Consider the following 16,035-nt stretch of genomic DNA (forward strand, 5'->3'; position numbering starts at 1 on the left):
GGCGTCGCCTTAATCGTTTTTGCTGCCTCTTCTTACGGCGAAATGCTAAACGTAACAAAGATATACGGCTAGACCGCTAGAAATCCCTGCTACAGGTTGGTTTTTGAAAATCAACAAGGTTACAATGTTCGGATTAGAGGAAGTTGCGTAGAGTAAGAGCAATGAGCCATATATTAGATAAAATCGACACTGTTTACCCGTTCCCACCAAAACCAGTACCACTGAGCGAAGACGAAAAAGCGTCTTACATTGAGCGCATTAAAACGCTACTAAAAGAGAAAGACGCAGTGCTTATCGCTCATTACTACACAGATCCAGAAATTCAAGCTTTAGCTGAAGAAACAGGCGGTTTTGTTGGTGATTCGCTAGAAATGGCAAAGTTTGGTAACCGCCACCCAGCAAGCACACTGATCATCGGTGGTGTTCGTTTTATGGGGGAATCAGCGAAAATCCTTACGCCAGAAAAACGTATCCTAATGCCGACATTGGAAGCGGAATGCTCCCTTGACCTTGGTTGTCCGGCAGATAAGTTCAGTGAGTTCTGTGATGCTCACCCTGATCATACTGTCGTGGTTTACGCAAATACCTCTGCCGCAGTTAAAGCCCGAGCGGACTGGGTCGTGACTTCCAGCATCGCATTAGAAATTGTTGAACACCTGGACGTTGAAGGTAAGTCAATTATCTGGGGACCAGACCGTCACTTAGGTTCGTACATCGCTAACAAAACTGGCGCTGACATGCTGCTATGGCAAGGTGAGTGTGTGGTTCATGATGAGTTCTCTGCTGATGCGCTACGCAAAATGAAGAGCGTATACCCAGAAGCTGCAATTTTAGTTCATCCAGAGTCACCTGCTAGCGTGGTTGAATTAGCGGATGCCGTCGGTTCGACGAGTCAGTTGATCAAAGCAGCGAAAGAGCTCCCGAACAAACAAATGATCGTTGCGACAGACAAAGGCATTTTCTTTAAAATGCAGCAACTTGTGCCTGAAAAAGAGCTTATCGAAGCCCCAACCGCAGGTGCTGGCGCAACTTGTCGCAGCTGCGCACACTGTCCTTGGATGGCAATGAACGGTTTGAAAGCGATAGAGAAAGCGCTTAGTGAAGGCGGTGAAGAGCATGAAATTTTCGTAAAAGAAGAACTGCGAGTAAAATCTCTTATTCCATTGAATCGCATGTTAGATTTCGCAGAACAGCTAAACATGCAGGTGAAAGGAAACGCGTAAACCTCGCCGTAGGTGAAAGCAAACCTCAAAACCAGTCGAATATGACTGGTTTTTTTGTGTCTTACTATCAATGAGTTACTATTAACGTAATCAATATAATATAGGAATTGTAAATCTATGGCTGTGTGGCTAGTAGTTAAAAAGTGGCTAAGTTCGCACCTGTTTAAATTGAGTAACCGAAGCCTTCTCATCTTTAGTGCTTTGTATGTGAGTCTTTCATGGGGGTTATTGGTCCTAGCTGGGGAAGTAGCGTTAACGAATAACTTTTCTAACTTCATTTATTACTTGATGGTAACGGCGAGCACGGTCGGCTATGGCGATTATTCACCTGTGACAGACTTTGGTAAGTGGGTTGTTGTGTTATTTGTGATTCCCGGTGGCTTAAGCCTGTTCGCGGCATTATTGGGAAGAGTTGCTGGAGCGGCAATGGATTATTGGCGAGCTGGTATTTTAGGAAAACGGAGAGTAAAAGTGGAAAATCATATTGTATTGTTGGGATGGAATGGGTCGAGAACGATACACCTTATCCGCATGTTACAGCATGAAGAAGCAGGAAAACGACCGGTTGTATTGTGCAGTCGTTCAGAGATAGAAAATCCGTTACCAGGCGAAATTAGTTTTATTAAGGTAACCAGTTACACCGACTCACAAGAGATGAGTAACGCCAACATCGCTGAAGCGAACTGTATTATCGTTGATAACCTCTCGGATGATATCACTTTATCCGCTGCTCTATATTGCGCATCGGTAAACCCGACGGCTCACTTGGTGGCGTATTTTAAAGATGAAGCGCTTGGCAGGCTATTAAGCCAGCATTGTCCTAAAGCTGAATGTATTCCGGCTGTTGGTGCTGAAATGCTTGCTAAAGCTGCAGTTGACCCGGGGTCAAGTGCACTTCACCAAGAGCTATTGGCATCTACTCGAGGGATGACTCAATACTCTGTTATCTATCCCGAGGATCAACCAGCCACTACCATTGAGCGTGTGTTTGGCTTTATTAAGCAGCGTCATCACGCAACGCTAATCGCCTTCGATACAGGCAATGGTATTGAGTTGAACCCAGAGCTAAGTGAAGGCGTCCTTCCTCATACCAAATTATTTTATATAGCCGATGAACGTATTGAAGACTTCGCGTGGCATGAACTCAACAAGCTATAAGCGATAAAAAAGCTCTCCGCGGAGAGCTTTTAGTCATGTTTTTTCTCGCTGCTTAAAGCAAGATTCCTGTTACTGTACTTCCGCTAGAGTCACACCGCGCTGGGTTAAACCACTTAACATTACAGGCATAGCGTTGAAGATCTCTTCAAACTGTTCTAAGCCTTGTATTCCTTGTTCAGCCAAGGTCTCAATCGTTGTTTCTGGATCGTAAAGCATTGTTAGAGAAAGTAGGACACCGCCAAGTAGAGCGTTATCTTCGCTGTCTTCAGGCATTAGCGTCTCCCAGTCATCTCGAGTCAATTGCCAGCCCTGCAACACACCTTCACAGAAGTCGCGAGTCGATAATGTCACAATATCTTGCTCATCCAGCGCGCAGCCTTCTGGCCACTGCCACGTACCATCGAGTAGAGCAGGGCGAGTTTGATTCCACATTTGTACAATCTCATCAATATACTGTTCAAGTTGCTCACCATCTGTAAATGGTGCGTTTTCCTCACCACCCCATAAGAATGGTAGCCATTCTTGTGGCATCAATACATTTGGCGCTGATGCCATCGCTGTTACAAAGCCTTGAGTTTTCGCTAGGTTTAGTAATTTACCGTCAAGTTCTGGAAGAGAAAGGATGTCTTGTAGTTTCAAAATAGAATACCATTTGTTCATGGGCGGTTGATTGCGCTTATTTTACCAATCAATCAGTGATAAATCGATATTATGGAATGATTCACAGACATCTATGGAAATTCGGTCATCACTTAGAAAGAAAAGCATCCTCGCCTTAACACTTTATCTGTGTTTTTTTATCGCTACGATCGGATCTATGGTGTATTTAGTAGTAGAGCCGCCAGTAAGACAAAAGCTAGAACAAAACTTAGAATTACGCACTCAGCTGTTGGCATCTGAAATTAAAGAGCCATTACTTAAGTCAACGGGTGTGTTAAGTAGCCTCGTAGGATTAGCGCAAAGTGCCGAAACAATGATGTCTACTCGCTCCGGTGTCGCCCACATACTTCAATTAAGTGATGAGATGATAGTCAGTGGTGGTTTGTGGCCTAAACCTGAGTTGATAGCTGAACGATGGCAATACAGTAGTTTATTTTTCAATAAGAATAGTGATGGTAGCATTGACCAAATCTATTCATATAATAATCCAGAATCTGGCGGCTATGACAACGAGCCTTGGTATCGTGTCGCGGCCGAGGCGCCCAAAAGGACGGTGAGTTGGTCTGCGGTATATATTGATACATTTACACAAATTCAAATGATCACTGCTTCAACGCCATATTACCAAAACGGGAAGTTTGCCGGAGTTGCAACGGTAGACTTATCACTTGATGCACTTTTTAAATTTATACGAGAGCACATTAATCAACATTCTTTAGGGATCGTGGTTCGCGACGCCAATTCTAACGTTATTATTGAGCACAATTTTCAGCTGACAAAACAAATGTATGTGAATGAGCTCGATTTTGGCGAGTTCAACTGGCACCTGGAAGTTGTCAACGCAAAGACTAACGTTGCGGATCAAGCCTTTGAGCAAGTAATGAGCGTGGAGAGAGGTGTCATTCCTTTCTTACTGCTATGTGTTCTTGCGGGGTATTACTTACTCAATCGTTATATTGTCGATCCAATCGTGTGTATTGCCGCTAAGGTGGATGATTCAAAAACTGGAGGGATCATTGACATCGACTATCATAGCGAAGATGAAATCGGCCAACTCATCCATAAGTTTAATGAAAAAACCATATACCTTGAGCAAGAGCGAGTGAAAGCTCAGGCATCTACCAATGCAAAAACAGCATTCTTAGCGACCTTATCTCACGAGATCCGCACACCTATGAATGGTGTATTGGGAACGGCTCAGATATTGTTAAAAACTCAGTTAACGGATGAACAAAGAAAGCACTTGAGTACACTATATGATTCTGGCGATCACATGATGACGTTACTCAATGAGATCTTGGATTATTCTAAAATCGAGCAAGGGCATATAGAGTTTGAAAATACACCGTTCCCAATAGAGTCAATACTTGGCAGTATTCAGAGTATTTATCACACGCTGTGTGCTGAAAAAGGGCTTAAATTCCGAGTGGTTTCGCATGTGCCAGCGGAGCGTTGGTACAACAGTGATAAAGCCCGTTTACGTCAGGTTCTGTTTAATTTGCTAAATAACGCCGTCAAATTTACGCACCAAGGTGTAATTGAAGTGGAGTTGACTGAGCAATCAAATATTAAGCACACTAAGCTGATCCTCATGGTTAGGGATACTGGCATTGGGATATCAAAAGAAGCACAAAAACGTATTTTCCGTCCCTTTGAGCAAGCAGAGTCTTCCACTACAAGACAGTTTGGCGGCACTGGGCTTGGTTTGGCGATCGTTAAAGAAATTGTTGAACACATGGGGGGAGGTATCGTTGTACAGAGCCAGAGAAACGTCGGAACTGCCTTCACCGTCGAAGTAATACTAACGCCATGTGAGCCAGTAAAAATCGAACCAGTTAGCCCTTGCAAACTTGGTTACAATGGTTTGAAAGCATTAATTGTTGAAGATAACCGAACGAATGCGGTCATTATAGAGACCTTTCTCAGAGACAAAGGTTTTGACTGTACCTGTGTTGCAAATGGTCAACTTGCAGTCGACGCCGTAACAAAGCAGCGATTTGATTTGATATTGATGGACAATCACATGCCCGTTCTTGATGGTGTTGAGGCGATATCAGCTATCCGTACGATGAACTCATCGGCAAAGTCTGTTTTGATTTTTGGATGCACGGCAGATGTGTTCAAAGAAACACAAGAGCAAATGCTGAAAATCGGTGCCGATCACATTATAGCTAAGCCTATCGTAGAGTCTGAGTTAAATGATGCGTTGTATCGCCATGCCGAACGGTTATATCAATATCAAACCAAAGAGAGTTAGAATTGTTGGAAGTTCTTGCTACCAACATCATGCCGTTGTGCTCTATCCATGCCAGCCCTAAGTATCGCTTTTTAGGAGAGCGAGTGACACGATGAGTTCATTCAAACTCTGAATTTTTACAGTTTGGCAGCATAAAATTTCAAGTAACTAGATTATTGTTCACTTATTATCCTAAATCCCTATCGAAGCTACCATTTAACCCCCTGTTTCTGTAAGTGAAATCCGCATTGTTGTGCTTATTTTGAGCATCTTTTGACCCCTTCCTGCTCAAATGGTGAAAAAATCTACTTTTATTTTAAAAAATAGTTATTAATTTACCACTTGAATTTAAATATAGAACCATAAACTAAATAATGTGTGTTTTAATAGCGGCATTAACTGGTGTTAATGTTTAAATGTAGTTGATTGTTTGTTTTTACTTGTTAATTATAGCGTTTAATTTTAGAGGGTTGGCAGATGAAGTCTCGTGGACCATTTTGTATTCGTAATGCCGCTGCGGATACTTTTGCGATGGTGGTTTTTTGTTTTATTACAGGGATGATTGTCGAGATCTTGATTTCAGGGATGACGTTTGAGCAATCTCTAGCATCGCGCACGTTGTCAATTCCTGTAAATATTGCTATCGCGTGGCCTTATGGTTTGTTCCGCGATTGGGTTTTGCGTCAGGGCAATAAAGTGTCATCTTCTTCGTTTATGAAGAATGTCTCCGATCTTGTGTCTTATGTACTCTTTCAGTCCCCAGTGTATGCAGGGATTTTACTCGCGGTTGGTGCTTCATCCGACCAAATAGTAACCGCAGTAGCAAGTAATGCGGTTGTCTCTTGTGGCATGGGGGTTTTGTTTGGTTACTTCTTAGACATATGCCGCCGTTGGTTCCGCGTCCCTGGCTATTATCAAGGTATTTAAATGCCACTGTTTTGTTCAATTTAGTTACTTAGTGAACAAACGACAGGAAAAGGGCGCTTTTTTTTATGTTTAGCCTTGACCATCAGGTACATAATCATTAAATTAGCGCCTCGTTAGCTGAGATGCTAACCACAATTTGATTCGGTGAGTTGTCCGAGTGGCTGAAGGAGCACGCCTGGAAAGTGTGTATACGGCAACGTATCGAGAGTTCGAATCTCTCACTCACCGCCACATTTGAGCCCTAGCAGAAATGCTGGGGCTTTTTCGTGTTAGTGCTATCGAAAGTTGTTTGAGATAACGTCATCACGTATCGAACCGTAAACTTGGATAAATCAGTAAGTCAGTTCAGACTGTAACGAACCATAAGAGCAACCTGCATTTTCACAGGTTTTTTTATATCACGATGTCATATTAAACGATAAATAAACCTAGACACTTACTATCAATTTTGTACAGAGCAAAGGCGGTTTTATCATCGTCTTGGTTGCTTATTGTACACTGCGGCTGCCCACAGAAAAGTGTGATTTCCAACACAAAATCTTTAAATCTGAGAACTTCATTACACCTTTACGATAAACGTTTTTCGTAAGCGTATAGAACTGTAAATTTTGTTGTATGTACAACACTGGGTAATTATCATCCTAACTAATTTGTTTTGCATATATTTATATCCGTTGGTCATAACCAAGTCATTCGAGAAGTTTTTAGTTAAGAACTTTAAGGCTGGTAAAGAAATAAGAGAGAAAAGTTAATGAGAAGTAGAACCACACTATCTCTGTTGATTGCGTCGAGCCTTTTTATGGTTGGATGTCAACCAAGTGAAGAGGGACCGAATCAAGGTAGTGGTCCCGCTCCCACAACTGAGGTGAACGTTTTAACGGTAGAGCCAACTCACCAAGCGTTAACGGTAGAGCTGCCAGGGCGTAGCCGAGCATTCAAAGAAGCGGAGGTTCGTCCACAAGTTACAGGCATTATTTCAGAGCGCAACTTTGACGAAGGAGGCTTTGTTGAAAAAGGTCAGTCTCTATATCAAATCGATGATTCTTCATTTCAAGCAGCTCTCTTGAGTGCAGAAGCTGAATTGATCAGAGCTCAGGCTGCAGAAGAATCGACCTATGCGACCGTGAAGCGTTATCGCGCCTTGATCACTAAAAAGTCAATTAGCCAACAAGATTTGGATGAGGCAGAAGCAGCTTATAAAGAAGCGAAAGCGCAAGTGTTAGTAGCAAAAGCGAAGATCAATACCGCAAAAATCAATTTGGACTATACACAAGTAAAAGCGCCGATTAGTGGCGTTATCAGTAAATCGAGCGTGACGGCTGGGGCGCTGGTAACGGCAAATCAAGCCGGTACGTTAGCAACGATTCAGCAGCTTGATCCTATTAATGTTGACATCGTTCAGTCGTCAGCACAGCTATTGCGTTTAAAAGCGGCGTTGTCACAGGGTCACATGCAGGAAGACGATTCGGCCCAAGTAACCTTGAAGCTAGAAGATGGAAGGACTTACGAACGTAAAGGAACAATGAAATTTACCGAGGTGAATGTGAATGAAAGTACAGGCAGCGTGACGCTTCGTGCCGAGTTCCCAAACCCTGATGGCCTGCTGCTGCCTGGGATGTTTGTACGTGCCACGGTTATCACTGGTGTTGACCCTGATGCGATTTTGATCCCACAAAATACAGTGTCTCGAGATGCGACAGGCAAAGCGATGGTGATGACGGTCAATGACGATAATACAGTGGAAGCGAGACCCGTTAAAACGGCGGAAGCCATTGATAGCCAATGGCGCATTATCGAGGGCTTGAAAGCGGGCGATAAAGTCATTACTGCTGGCTTACAAAAAGTAGGCCCAGGTAGCTCGGTAAGTATTCAAAACGCTGAACAGGAGTAATCATGGCACGATTTTTTATCGATCGCCCGGTCTTTGCTTGGGTTCTTGCCATCTTGACTATGTTGGCGGGGGTAATGGCATTATTCAACTTACCCGTTTCACAATATCCAACCATTTCACCGACTACGATCACCATCAGTGCACGTTATCCAGGTGCATCCGCGCAAACCGTTGAAGACTCTGTCACGCAAGTTATAGAGCAAAACATGACGGGCTTGGACTATTTACGTTACTTATCATCCAGTAGTGACGCATTTGGTAATGCTAATATCGAGCTCACGTTTGATAGCGAAGCTGACCCTGATATCGCGCAAGTTCAGGTACAAAACAAGTTGCAATTGGCACTTCCATCACTGCCGATGGAGGTACAAAACCAAGGTATTGTGGTGAATAAATCCAACACGGCTTTCTTAATGGTTGTTGCGGTTTATTCTGAAGATCCTGAGTTTACGGAAAATGATATTGGTGACTTTGTTGTAACGAACATTCAGGATCCGGTCAGTCGTGTTACTGGCGTTGGGCAAGTTCAGGCGTTTGGTTCTCAATACGCCATGCGTGTTTGGTTGGACCCTTTCAAGCTTACGCAGTTTAACTTAACCGCGATTGATGTCGCGAATGCGATTCGTGAGCAGAATGCGCAAGTGTCGTCAGGCCAGCTTGGAGCAGCGCCTGCTCAGGAAGGCCAGTTGTTAAACGCGTCGGTTTCTTCGGCAAGCCGTTTGAGCAGCATCGACGAATTTCAAGATATTATTCTAAAGTCTGACTCTAGCGGCGCGAATGTATATCTTAAAGATGTTGCTCGTGTTGAACGTGGCGCGGAAAGTTACGACATCAAAGGACAGTTCAATGGCTTACCTGCTTCTGGTTTAGGTATCTCATTAGGTACAGGGGCTAACGCGCTGGAAACGGCGACGGCGGTGAAAGAGCGATTAGAACAGCTTAAGGAGACCTTCCCAAAAGGGTTGAAGATCGCATACCCATTTGAAACAACACCATTCGTTAAAGCATCGATCCAAGAAGTGGTTAAAACGCTACTAGAAGCGATTGTCTTGGTGTTCTTAATCATGTACCTGTTCTTACAGAACTTCCGTGCGACTATCATTCCAACCATAGCGGTTCCGGTCGTCCTGTTGGGGACGTTCGCAGTTTTATATGCAACCGGATTTAGCGTTAACACCTTAACCATGTTTGCCATGGTTTTAGCCATCGGCTTGCTGGTGGATGATGCCATCGTGGTGGTGGAGAACGTTGAACGTGTGATGCACGAAGACGGGCTAGCTCCTAAAGAGGCCACTAAAAAATCGATGGGGCAGATCACTGGTGCTCTTATTGGTGTTGGTTTAACGCTCTCGGCAGTGTTCGTACCGATGGCGTTTATGTCTGGCTCTACGGGGGTTATTTATCGTCAGTTCTCGATAACCATTGTTGCGGCGATGACGCTTTCAGTATTGGTTGCGATCATCCTAACCCCAGCATTATGTGCGACCTTGCTTAAGCAAGGCGATGCGGAGCTATTGGAGAAGAAAGGCTTCTTTGGGTGGTTCAACCGCAAGTTTGATGCGATGACCGCAGGTTATGAAGCGGGCGTAGCAAAACTGCTAAAACGTACCGGTCGTATGCTGGTGGTGTTCTTGGCGATGAGCGCAGGCGCTGGCTGGTTATTTATGAACCTTCCGACCTCGTTCTTACCAGATGAAGACCAAGGCACAGTATACTCGATGGCTATTTTACCGCCTAACTCCACACAGGAGCAGACGGAAAAAACACTCGAGAAAATGCGTGATTTTTACCTAGAGGATGAGAAAGATAACGTCAAATCGGTCTTCTCTGTTGCTGGCTTTAGCTTTGCGGGACAAGGTCAGAACATGGGTATGGCATTTATTGGCCTTAAAGATTGGTCAGAACGTGAAGCGCCAGGTACTGATGCAGCCTCAATCACTGGCCGCGCAATGGGGTACTTTTCGACCATTAAAGAAGCACTTGTTTTCGCATTTGCGCCTCCTGCTATTCAAGAGTTAGGTAACTCGACTGGCTTCGATTTTTATCTGCAAGACTCGTTGAATAAAGGGCATGAAGCATTAGTGGCGGCACAAGGGCAGTTCCTAGGCATGGCAGCAAAGAACCCGAAACTTGTCGGTGTGCGACCGAATGGTCAAGCCGATGCGCCCATGTATAAAGTCAATATTGATCACGTTAAGTTGCGTGCACTGGACGTCAGTATTAATGACGTGAACCAAATATTGTCTGCAGCATGGGGGGGAGCTTACATCAATGACTATATTGATCGCGGTCGTGTGAAGAAAGTGATGATGCAAAGTGATGCTGAGTTCCGCATGCAACCTAAGGACTTCGATTCATGGTATGTTCGCAATGCGAAAGGTGAGATGGTTCCGTTTTCCGCATTTGCCAGCGGTGAATGGACATACGGCTCGCCGCTTCTACAGCGTTTTGATGGCCTCCCTGCGATGAATATTCAAGGTGGTGCAGCGCCAGGCGTGAGCACGGGTGAAGCAATGGCAGAGGTCGAAGCGATGGTTGAACAATTACCAGAAGGCTTCACGGTTAACTGGAACGGTATCTCTTATGAAGAGCGGCTGTCAGGAAACCAAGCGCCAATGCTTTATGCACTGTCTATTCTTGTGGTGTTCTTAGTGCTTGCGGCGTTGTATGAGAGCTGGTCAGTGCCTTTTGCTGTGGTATTGGTTGTCCCTCTTGGAGTCCTTGGCGCTGTGCTTGCCGTGATGATGCGCAGTATGGATAACGATGTGTTTTTCCAAGTGAGTTTATTAACGACGGTAGGCTTGGCAACTAAAAACGCGATTCTTATTGTCGAATTTGCTAAAGCTTATTACGAGAAAGGCGCCGGTTTGATGGAAGCGACCTTACACGCCGTGCGCATTCGTCTTCGCCCAATCATCATGACGTCGCTTGCGTTTGGTTTGGGGGTTGTGCCGCTTGCCATCAGTGCGGGCGTTGGTTCGGCAGGTCAGAACGCCGTCGGTACAGGTGTGCTTGGGGGCATGATCAGTGCGACCCTTTTGGGTATCTTCTTCGTGCCGGTGTTCTTTGTGGTGGTTGAGCGATTATTTGATCGACGCGCTAGAAAAGAGTCCGAAGCCGAAAGCTCCGATACGAATGTTCAGAGTACAGAACAGCGCGATTAAGACGTGTTGTTTGGAGCTGAGCTATACTAGTGACAATAAACTAGATAAAGGGCGCTTCGGCGCTCTTTGTTTTATGTTTTACTGGGTCGTTACAGTAAATAACCTTCCCCTGAACGATGAGGGATGAACGTCATTTAGAATCTTTGTATTTAACCGATCCAATGAACGCTTTAAATTAGAATAAGCAACGATGAAAAAACAAAAAATATCCCCGATCTCTGTTTTGGATCAAAGTCCTATGTTTGTCTGTGGCGTGATGCAAAGGATGTATCGCAACCGAGCTCAAGCAGAGCTCTCTCGTCAAAATTTGATGACGTTAGAAATGGCAAGCGCTCTAGTGGCTTTGGAAGAGTTTCAGCCGATGAGCCAGCAGGCTTTAGCGGATGCGGTTTGTACGGAGCGCAGCGTGGCAAAGCGGATGGTGGATAATTTAGAAAAGCGAGGGTTTGTTAAAGTCTCTAAGAATGCTACTAATCAAAGGCTTAAGATGCTGAGTATGACGGAGGGAGGGACAGAAGCTTTAAATAAAGTTCACCAAATTATGACGAACTTACACAAGGAATTTTTTGCGTGTTTGTCAGAATCAGAAGCGGCCGAATTTTTTCGCCTAGTGAGAAAGCTCACTTTTGGTAATCACGGTCACTGATATGTTGCCTTTTAATTCTTCTTGAGACCTCGATTAAATGGGCGGGTTTTATATCAGTTCATAAAACTTAAGAATGATAATGCCCAGTGTACAAGTTATCGTCGAAAGTAGCGTTGTTAACGCAATGATATTGGCGGCTAACACGGAGTTTCCTCCCATAGATCGTGCCATCACATAACTGGCTGCAGCGACAGGGGAGGCATTCATAAAAAACAAAATACCTAACTCAATCCCTCGAAATCCGACTAAGTACGCACCGATGGTAACCATCATAGGGGCGACAATCAGTTTGTAACAACTGGCAAACCACGACGGACCTTGTTCTTTTTTCATCAAGCGAAAATCTAATGAGCCGCCAGTGCACAGCAGTGCCAAAGGTAACGTCATTTTCGATAAATAGTTGCCTGCATCAATGACAACATCCGGTACAGGGATTGAGAGCAAATAGAAAACCATTCCCAGTACAATCGAAATAATAAGTGGATTTCTCGTGAGCGTTCGTCCCATCATTTTGACAGCCTGAGACGCCGAAGTTTCCCCTTTTGGCGATAAACAGATAACCGCTTGTACGTTGTAAATAAACGTGGTGACCGCGACATAAAGCGCGGCCAAGGCAACACCTTGAGAGCCATACGCGTTGGCAACGTAAGCGATACCAATGATTCCAGTATTGGCACGAAAACCACCTTGAATAAGGACGCCTTGGTCGGACGATGTTTTAAAGAGGAGTTTGACGGAGAGATAAGTAAAAATGAAAAACGAAATACTGGCGATAACACCGTAATTCACAAAAGCGCTAGCCGCTGAGAAGTCGTGTTCTGACGCGACAATGCTAACAAATAACATTGCAGGCAAGGTGACTTTAAACACCAGTTTAGCGCCAATCTCAATAAAGTTATCGTTAATGAGGCCTATACGTTTAAACACGACACCTAGCACCAACATCAAACAAATTGGGCCAGTTATCGACAAAGAAAATTGCAACTGGTGTAAAACAGCTTCCATGTAAGTATCCGCAGCCAAAGAAAAAAGGGTTCCTTTGTCTATTAAGCCATAAACTCAGAGTGTCTGGATAGTAAAGCAAAAAATAATTAAAAAAGAATCCAATTCTTGATGAGGACACCAACACAATCTTAATTAACCAGAGCAACTGGCGAGTGCGACTTTACGTTGGGGTGTCCCCCCAATTCTTTTATAGGACCCGATGTTAGACAAAACCTATTGATCAGATTGATACTATTGATTGGACGCTTAGTCTGCTTATTTGCAATAATATCAACGTCAAATATTGTTTCAAATACAAAGAATGTCTAACTCAACAGTCCGAATCTACTGTTAAATCGTTTTTTTACTTTGTGAATAGATTGACGCATTGAGTATGACTTTGCCTGAACTTCCCCCCTTTGTAATGTTTATAGGTAAAGCAAGGTCCTTTCTCTTTCGAGTAAAATTAAAAATAGAGGCTATCAGTGATATATCCTCAATCATCTTGTTTGCTATCAGGAGTATAAAATGCAACACCTTGCACAGTTAAAGGTGAGAACTCGTTTGGCGCTAGGTTTTGGTACGTTAGTGGCGTTAATGGCAGTGCTTACAATTGTAGGAATTCAAAAGGTTAACTTTATCGACATGACGTTAACCGAGGTTACCGATATCAACTCAGTAAAGCAGCGTTATGCGATCAACTATCGAGGCAGTGTTCACGACCGTGCGATTGCTATTCGTGATGTTGCGATGGCTCGTAATAAACAAGAAATGCTTGCTTTTGAAGAAGAAATTCATCGATTAGAAGAGTTTTACCGTGAATCTGAACAAAACATGCAAAGCATGATGACAAATAATGCCCCTTTTACAGCTAAAGAGTTGGCGATTTTGCAAAGTATCGACGAGATACAAGCGAAAACACTGCCGCTAGTCAAAGAAGTCATTGCTAAGAAAAAGAGTGGAGAAGAAGTCACGACGTTATTGCTGGAACAAGTTCGCCCTAGTTTTGCGGTATGGCTAAAGGTAATTAACGAGTTTATTGATTATCAAGAATCATTGAACCAGCAGCTGACGCCGGTTGCTCGTGCTCAAGCTAATGGTTTTCAAAGCTTAATGCTCGCCTTAAGTGGGATAGCTTTGGTTATCTCCGTTGTGGTTGGTTTTATTATTGAGCGCAGTTTTCGCCGTTCGCTAGGTGGAGAACCTCATATCGCCCAAAACGCAATTCAGTTGATGGCAGATGGTGAGCTGACGCAAGAGCATACATCAAGTGAATCAGGCAGTATCCTACACTCTCTGTCTTCTATGTCTAAAAAGTTGAGCTCGATCGTAAGCAACATTCGTGGGGCGTCTGAGCAGTTGTCGGAGCAAGTCGAAGAGGTATCGCGAGGTTCAAGCTCGGTGTTTGACTCAGCTCAACAGCAGGCAAGCTTGACTGAGCAGATGGCAATCAGAATTGAGACGATGCATGCGAGCATCGATGACATTGCGAAAATCGTCAATCTTTCTGAACAAAACTCAGTGAACACTTCTGAAAATGCTCGAGATGGTCGTGAGCGTATTTCTGCCGTGGCAGAGCAAATGCTTTCTGTTACGGCGGCGGTGAATGGGACTGTAGAGCAAGTGAAGGCGCTAGAGGCTAAGACCCGTGATATTGGCGGCATTGTGAATATGATCAGTGGTATTTCTGAGCAAACAAACTTGTTGGCGCTCAATGCTGCGATTGAAGCGGCGCGCGCTGGAGAGTCTGGACGAGGATTTGCGGTTGTGGCAGACGAGGTTAGAAGTTTGGCTATGCGTACAGGCGAAGCGACGACTCAAATTGAAACCATGCTGAAAGAAGTAAAAGAACAAACAGTAGCGAGCGTTTCAGCCATGGAAAATACTCAACCACAAGTTGAAAGCTGTCAAAAGAACACTGAAGAGGCGAGCCATCTATTAGTGAGCATTGAACAACAATCGCAAGACTCTTTGAATCGCGTTCGTGACATTGTCATCGCGACAGAAGAGCAAGTACAAGTGGTCAGTGAGTTAGTGGTGGCGATGGATCAAATCTCCAGTATGTCGAAAGAATCGACTGATTCGATGAAAAACAATGAGGTTGTCAGCCAAAACCTAAACGCACTATCGAATAGGCTCAAGCAAGAAGTTGCGTTTTTCAAAGTCTAAACCTGTATGGTTTGGTATCGTGATTAAAGCTCAGCATCATAATACTGAGCTTTTTTGTAAAAGGCGGAGTGAGCTGCCTTAAATCACTAGCTATCGAGTCGAACCAAGCTTAATTGCCTGAAACTAGGCTGGCATACCGCTATGGAATTTGAAGTCTTGGTCAGGTGTTGAAATTAACTCCGCCTCAATTCGACCAAAGTAAGCAATACGTTCGTTAATATCTTTACCTGCAATTTGCTCTGCCAAGGCGAGGTAATCTTGGTAATGGCGTGCTTCTGAGCGCAGTAAGGATACATAAAATTTCGCGATATCATCATCCATGTGTGGCGCGAGCTTGGCAAATCGTTCACAAGAGCGCGCTTCTATGTATGCGCCAATAATGAGCTTATCGATCAATGTTTCTGGTTCATGGGTTTTCATATGTGAAATCAGCCCTTTAGCATAACGACTTGCTGGGATGTTCTTGTATGTAATCCCACGGCTTTCCATGATTTCTAAGACTTGATAAAAGTGGTGCAATTCCTCTTTAATCAAAAGAACCATTTTATCAATTAAATCTTGGCTGTATGGAGAGCCGGATTTTGCCATGATTGCTTTAGAGATATTACTCTTACCTTTTAAGGTCTCTAGCGAGCCCAGATGACGATAAGCGAAGTCTTCATAGGGTTTAAACCAGTCAAGTAGAGCGTGCGAACTGGCTTGGTCGACGGCATATTTGCGAATCAAAAACATCGCGGATTGACCAGCTTTGAGTTCACACAATAGGTGATCTAGCAAAATGGTTTGAAGGTTTTCTGGTTTTTTGGCTTCTTCTATCCATTCATCAGGTGTGCTGCATTGCAGAAATTGGTTAATAGGAGCAAGAAGATTTTGATAGGCGTTTAGATTAATCATTTTAAATTTAGTACTTCACATTCAAGTTGGGCTTATCCGGTATCTAACGGATAGAAAAAAGGCTGCAATTGCAGCCTTTAATG

At 44.0% G+C, this 16,035-nt stretch carries 10 protein-coding genes, 1 tRNA gene and 1 pseudogene; 9 read left to right on the plus strand and 3 right to left on the minus strand.

Annotated features, from left to right (window positions below; genetic code table 11):
* Positions 1-161: 161 nt before the first annotated feature.
* Both nadA and ATG66_RS10820 read left to right on the plus strand, forming a co-directional pair.
* On the plus strand, positions 162-1,223 hold the full coding sequence (gene nadA / locus ATG66_RS10815) for a quinolinate synthase NadA (RefSeq protein ID WP_098415301.1): 1,062 nt from the start codon (positions 162-164) through the stop codon (positions 1,221-1,223).
* Between the two features lie 117 nt (positions 1,224-1,340).
* The gene (locus ATG66_RS10820; RefSeq protein ID WP_098415302.1) at positions 1,341-2,381 is read left to right on the plus strand and encodes a potassium channel protein; all 1,041 of its coding nucleotides are present in this window, start codon (positions 1,341-1,343) and stop codon (positions 2,379-2,381) included.
* Between the two features lie 69 nt (positions 2,382-2,450).
* Here ATG66_RS10820 and ATG66_RS10825 read toward each other — a convergent pair whose 3' ends face one another.
* Positions 2,451-3,041, minus strand: coding sequence for a YecA/YgfB family protein (locus tag ATG66_RS10825; RefSeq protein WP_098415303.1), 591 nt, complete (start codon positions 3,039-3,041; stop codon positions 2,451-2,453).
* Positions 3,042-3,114: 73 nt separating this feature from the next.
* On the opposite strand from ATG66_RS10825, the pseudogene ATG66_RS10830 reads away from it, so the two are divergent.
* The 6 genes and pseudogenes from ATG66_RS10830 to ATG66_RS10855 form a co-directional block, all read left to right on the plus strand.
* Positions 3,115-5,292: pseudogene (locus tag ATG66_RS10830) on the plus strand (ATP-binding protein); the annotation flags it as partial.
* A gap of 462 nt (positions 5,293-5,754) precedes the next feature.
* On the plus strand, positions 5,755-6,204 hold the full coding sequence (locus ATG66_RS10835; RefSeq protein WP_098415304.1) for an L-alanine exporter AlaE: 450 nt from the start codon (positions 5,755-5,757) through the stop codon (positions 6,202-6,204).
* 143 nt (positions 6,205-6,347) lie between these two features.
* Positions 6,348-6,435, plus strand: a tRNA-Ser gene (locus ATG66_RS10840).
* 520 nt (positions 6,436-6,955) lie between these two features.
* A complete protein-coding gene (locus ATG66_RS10845; protein ID WP_098415305.1) occupies positions 6,956-8,095 on the plus strand; it encodes an efflux RND transporter periplasmic adaptor subunit in 1,140 nt (379 codons plus the stop codon).
* Between the two features lie 2 nt (positions 8,096-8,097).
* Positions 8,098-11,259, plus strand: coding sequence for an efflux RND transporter permease subunit (locus tag ATG66_RS10850; protein WP_098415306.1), 3,162 nt, complete (start codon positions 8,098-8,100; stop codon positions 11,257-11,259).
* A gap of 190 nt (positions 11,260-11,449) precedes the next feature.
* Positions 11,450-11,905, plus strand: coding sequence for a MarR family winged helix-turn-helix transcriptional regulator (locus ATG66_RS10855; protein WP_098415307.1), 456 nt, complete (start codon positions 11,450-11,452; stop codon positions 11,903-11,905).
* 48 nt (positions 11,906-11,953) lie between these two features.
* On the opposite strand, the gene ATG66_RS10860 is transcribed toward ATG66_RS10855, so the two are convergent.
* Entirely contained in the window at positions 11,954-12,910 is a 957-nt protein-coding gene (locus ATG66_RS10860; RefSeq protein ID WP_098415308.1) for an AEC family transporter, read from the minus strand.
* Between the two features lie 507 nt (positions 12,911-13,417).
* Between ATG66_RS10860 and ATG66_RS10865 the strand changes: the two genes are divergently transcribed.
* Positions 13,418-15,058, plus strand: coding sequence for a methyl-accepting chemotaxis protein (locus ATG66_RS10865; RefSeq protein ID WP_098415309.1), 1,641 nt, complete (start codon positions 13,418-13,420; stop codon positions 15,056-15,058).
* Positions 15,059-15,181: 123 nt separating this feature from the next.
* Here ATG66_RS10865 and miaE read toward each other — a convergent pair whose 3' ends face one another.
* Positions 15,182-15,952, minus strand: coding sequence for a tRNA isopentenyl-2-thiomethyl-A-37 hydroxylase MiaE (gene miaE / locus ATG66_RS10870; RefSeq protein WP_098415310.1), 771 nt, complete (start codon positions 15,950-15,952; stop codon positions 15,182-15,184).
* Between the last annotated feature and the right edge of the window lie 83 nt (positions 15,953-16,035).

This window comes from Vibrio sp. ES.051 (assembly GCF_002563795.1).
Taxonomy (GTDB): Bacteria; Pseudomonadota; Gammaproteobacteria; order Enterobacterales; family Vibrionaceae; genus Vibrio.

Excerpts from the sequence above, each read along its gene's own strand:
- ATG66_RS10820 (WP_098415302.1), top strand. The coding sequence starts at position 1,341 with ATGGCTGTGTGGCTAGTAGTTAAAAAGTGGCTAAGTTCGCACCTGTTT.
- nadA (WP_098415301.1), top strand. The coding sequence starts at position 162 with ATGAGCCATATATTAGATAAAATCGACACTGTTTACCCGTTCCCACCA.
- miaE (WP_098415310.1), bottom strand. The coding sequence starts at position 15,952 with ATGATTAATCTAAACGCCTATCAAAATCTTCTTGCTCCTATTAACCAA.
- ATG66_RS10860 (WP_098415308.1), bottom strand. The coding sequence starts at position 12,910 with ATGGAAGCTGTTTTACACCAGTTGCAATTTTCTTTGTCGATAACTGGC.
- ATG66_RS10855 (WP_098415307.1), top strand. The coding sequence starts at position 11,450 with ATGAAAAAACAAAAAATATCCCCGATCTCTGTTTTGGATCAAAGTCCT.
- ATG66_RS10835 (WP_098415304.1), top strand. The coding sequence starts at position 5,755 with ATGAAGTCTCGTGGACCATTTTGTATTCGTAATGCCGCTGCGGATACT.
- ATG66_RS10865 (WP_098415309.1), top strand. The coding sequence starts at position 13,418 with ATGCAACACCTTGCACAGTTAAAGGTGAGAACTCGTTTGGCGCTAGGT.
- ATG66_RS10850 (WP_098415306.1), top strand. The coding sequence starts at position 8,098 with ATGGCACGATTTTTTATCGATCGCCCGGTCTTTGCTTGGGTTCTTGCC.
- ATG66_RS10825 (WP_098415303.1), bottom strand. The coding sequence starts at position 3,041 with ATGAACAAATGGTATTCTATTTTGAAACTACAAGACATCCTTTCTCTT.
- ATG66_RS10845 (WP_098415305.1), top strand. The coding sequence starts at position 6,956 with ATGAGAAGTAGAACCACACTATCTCTGTTGATTGCGTCGAGCCTTTTT.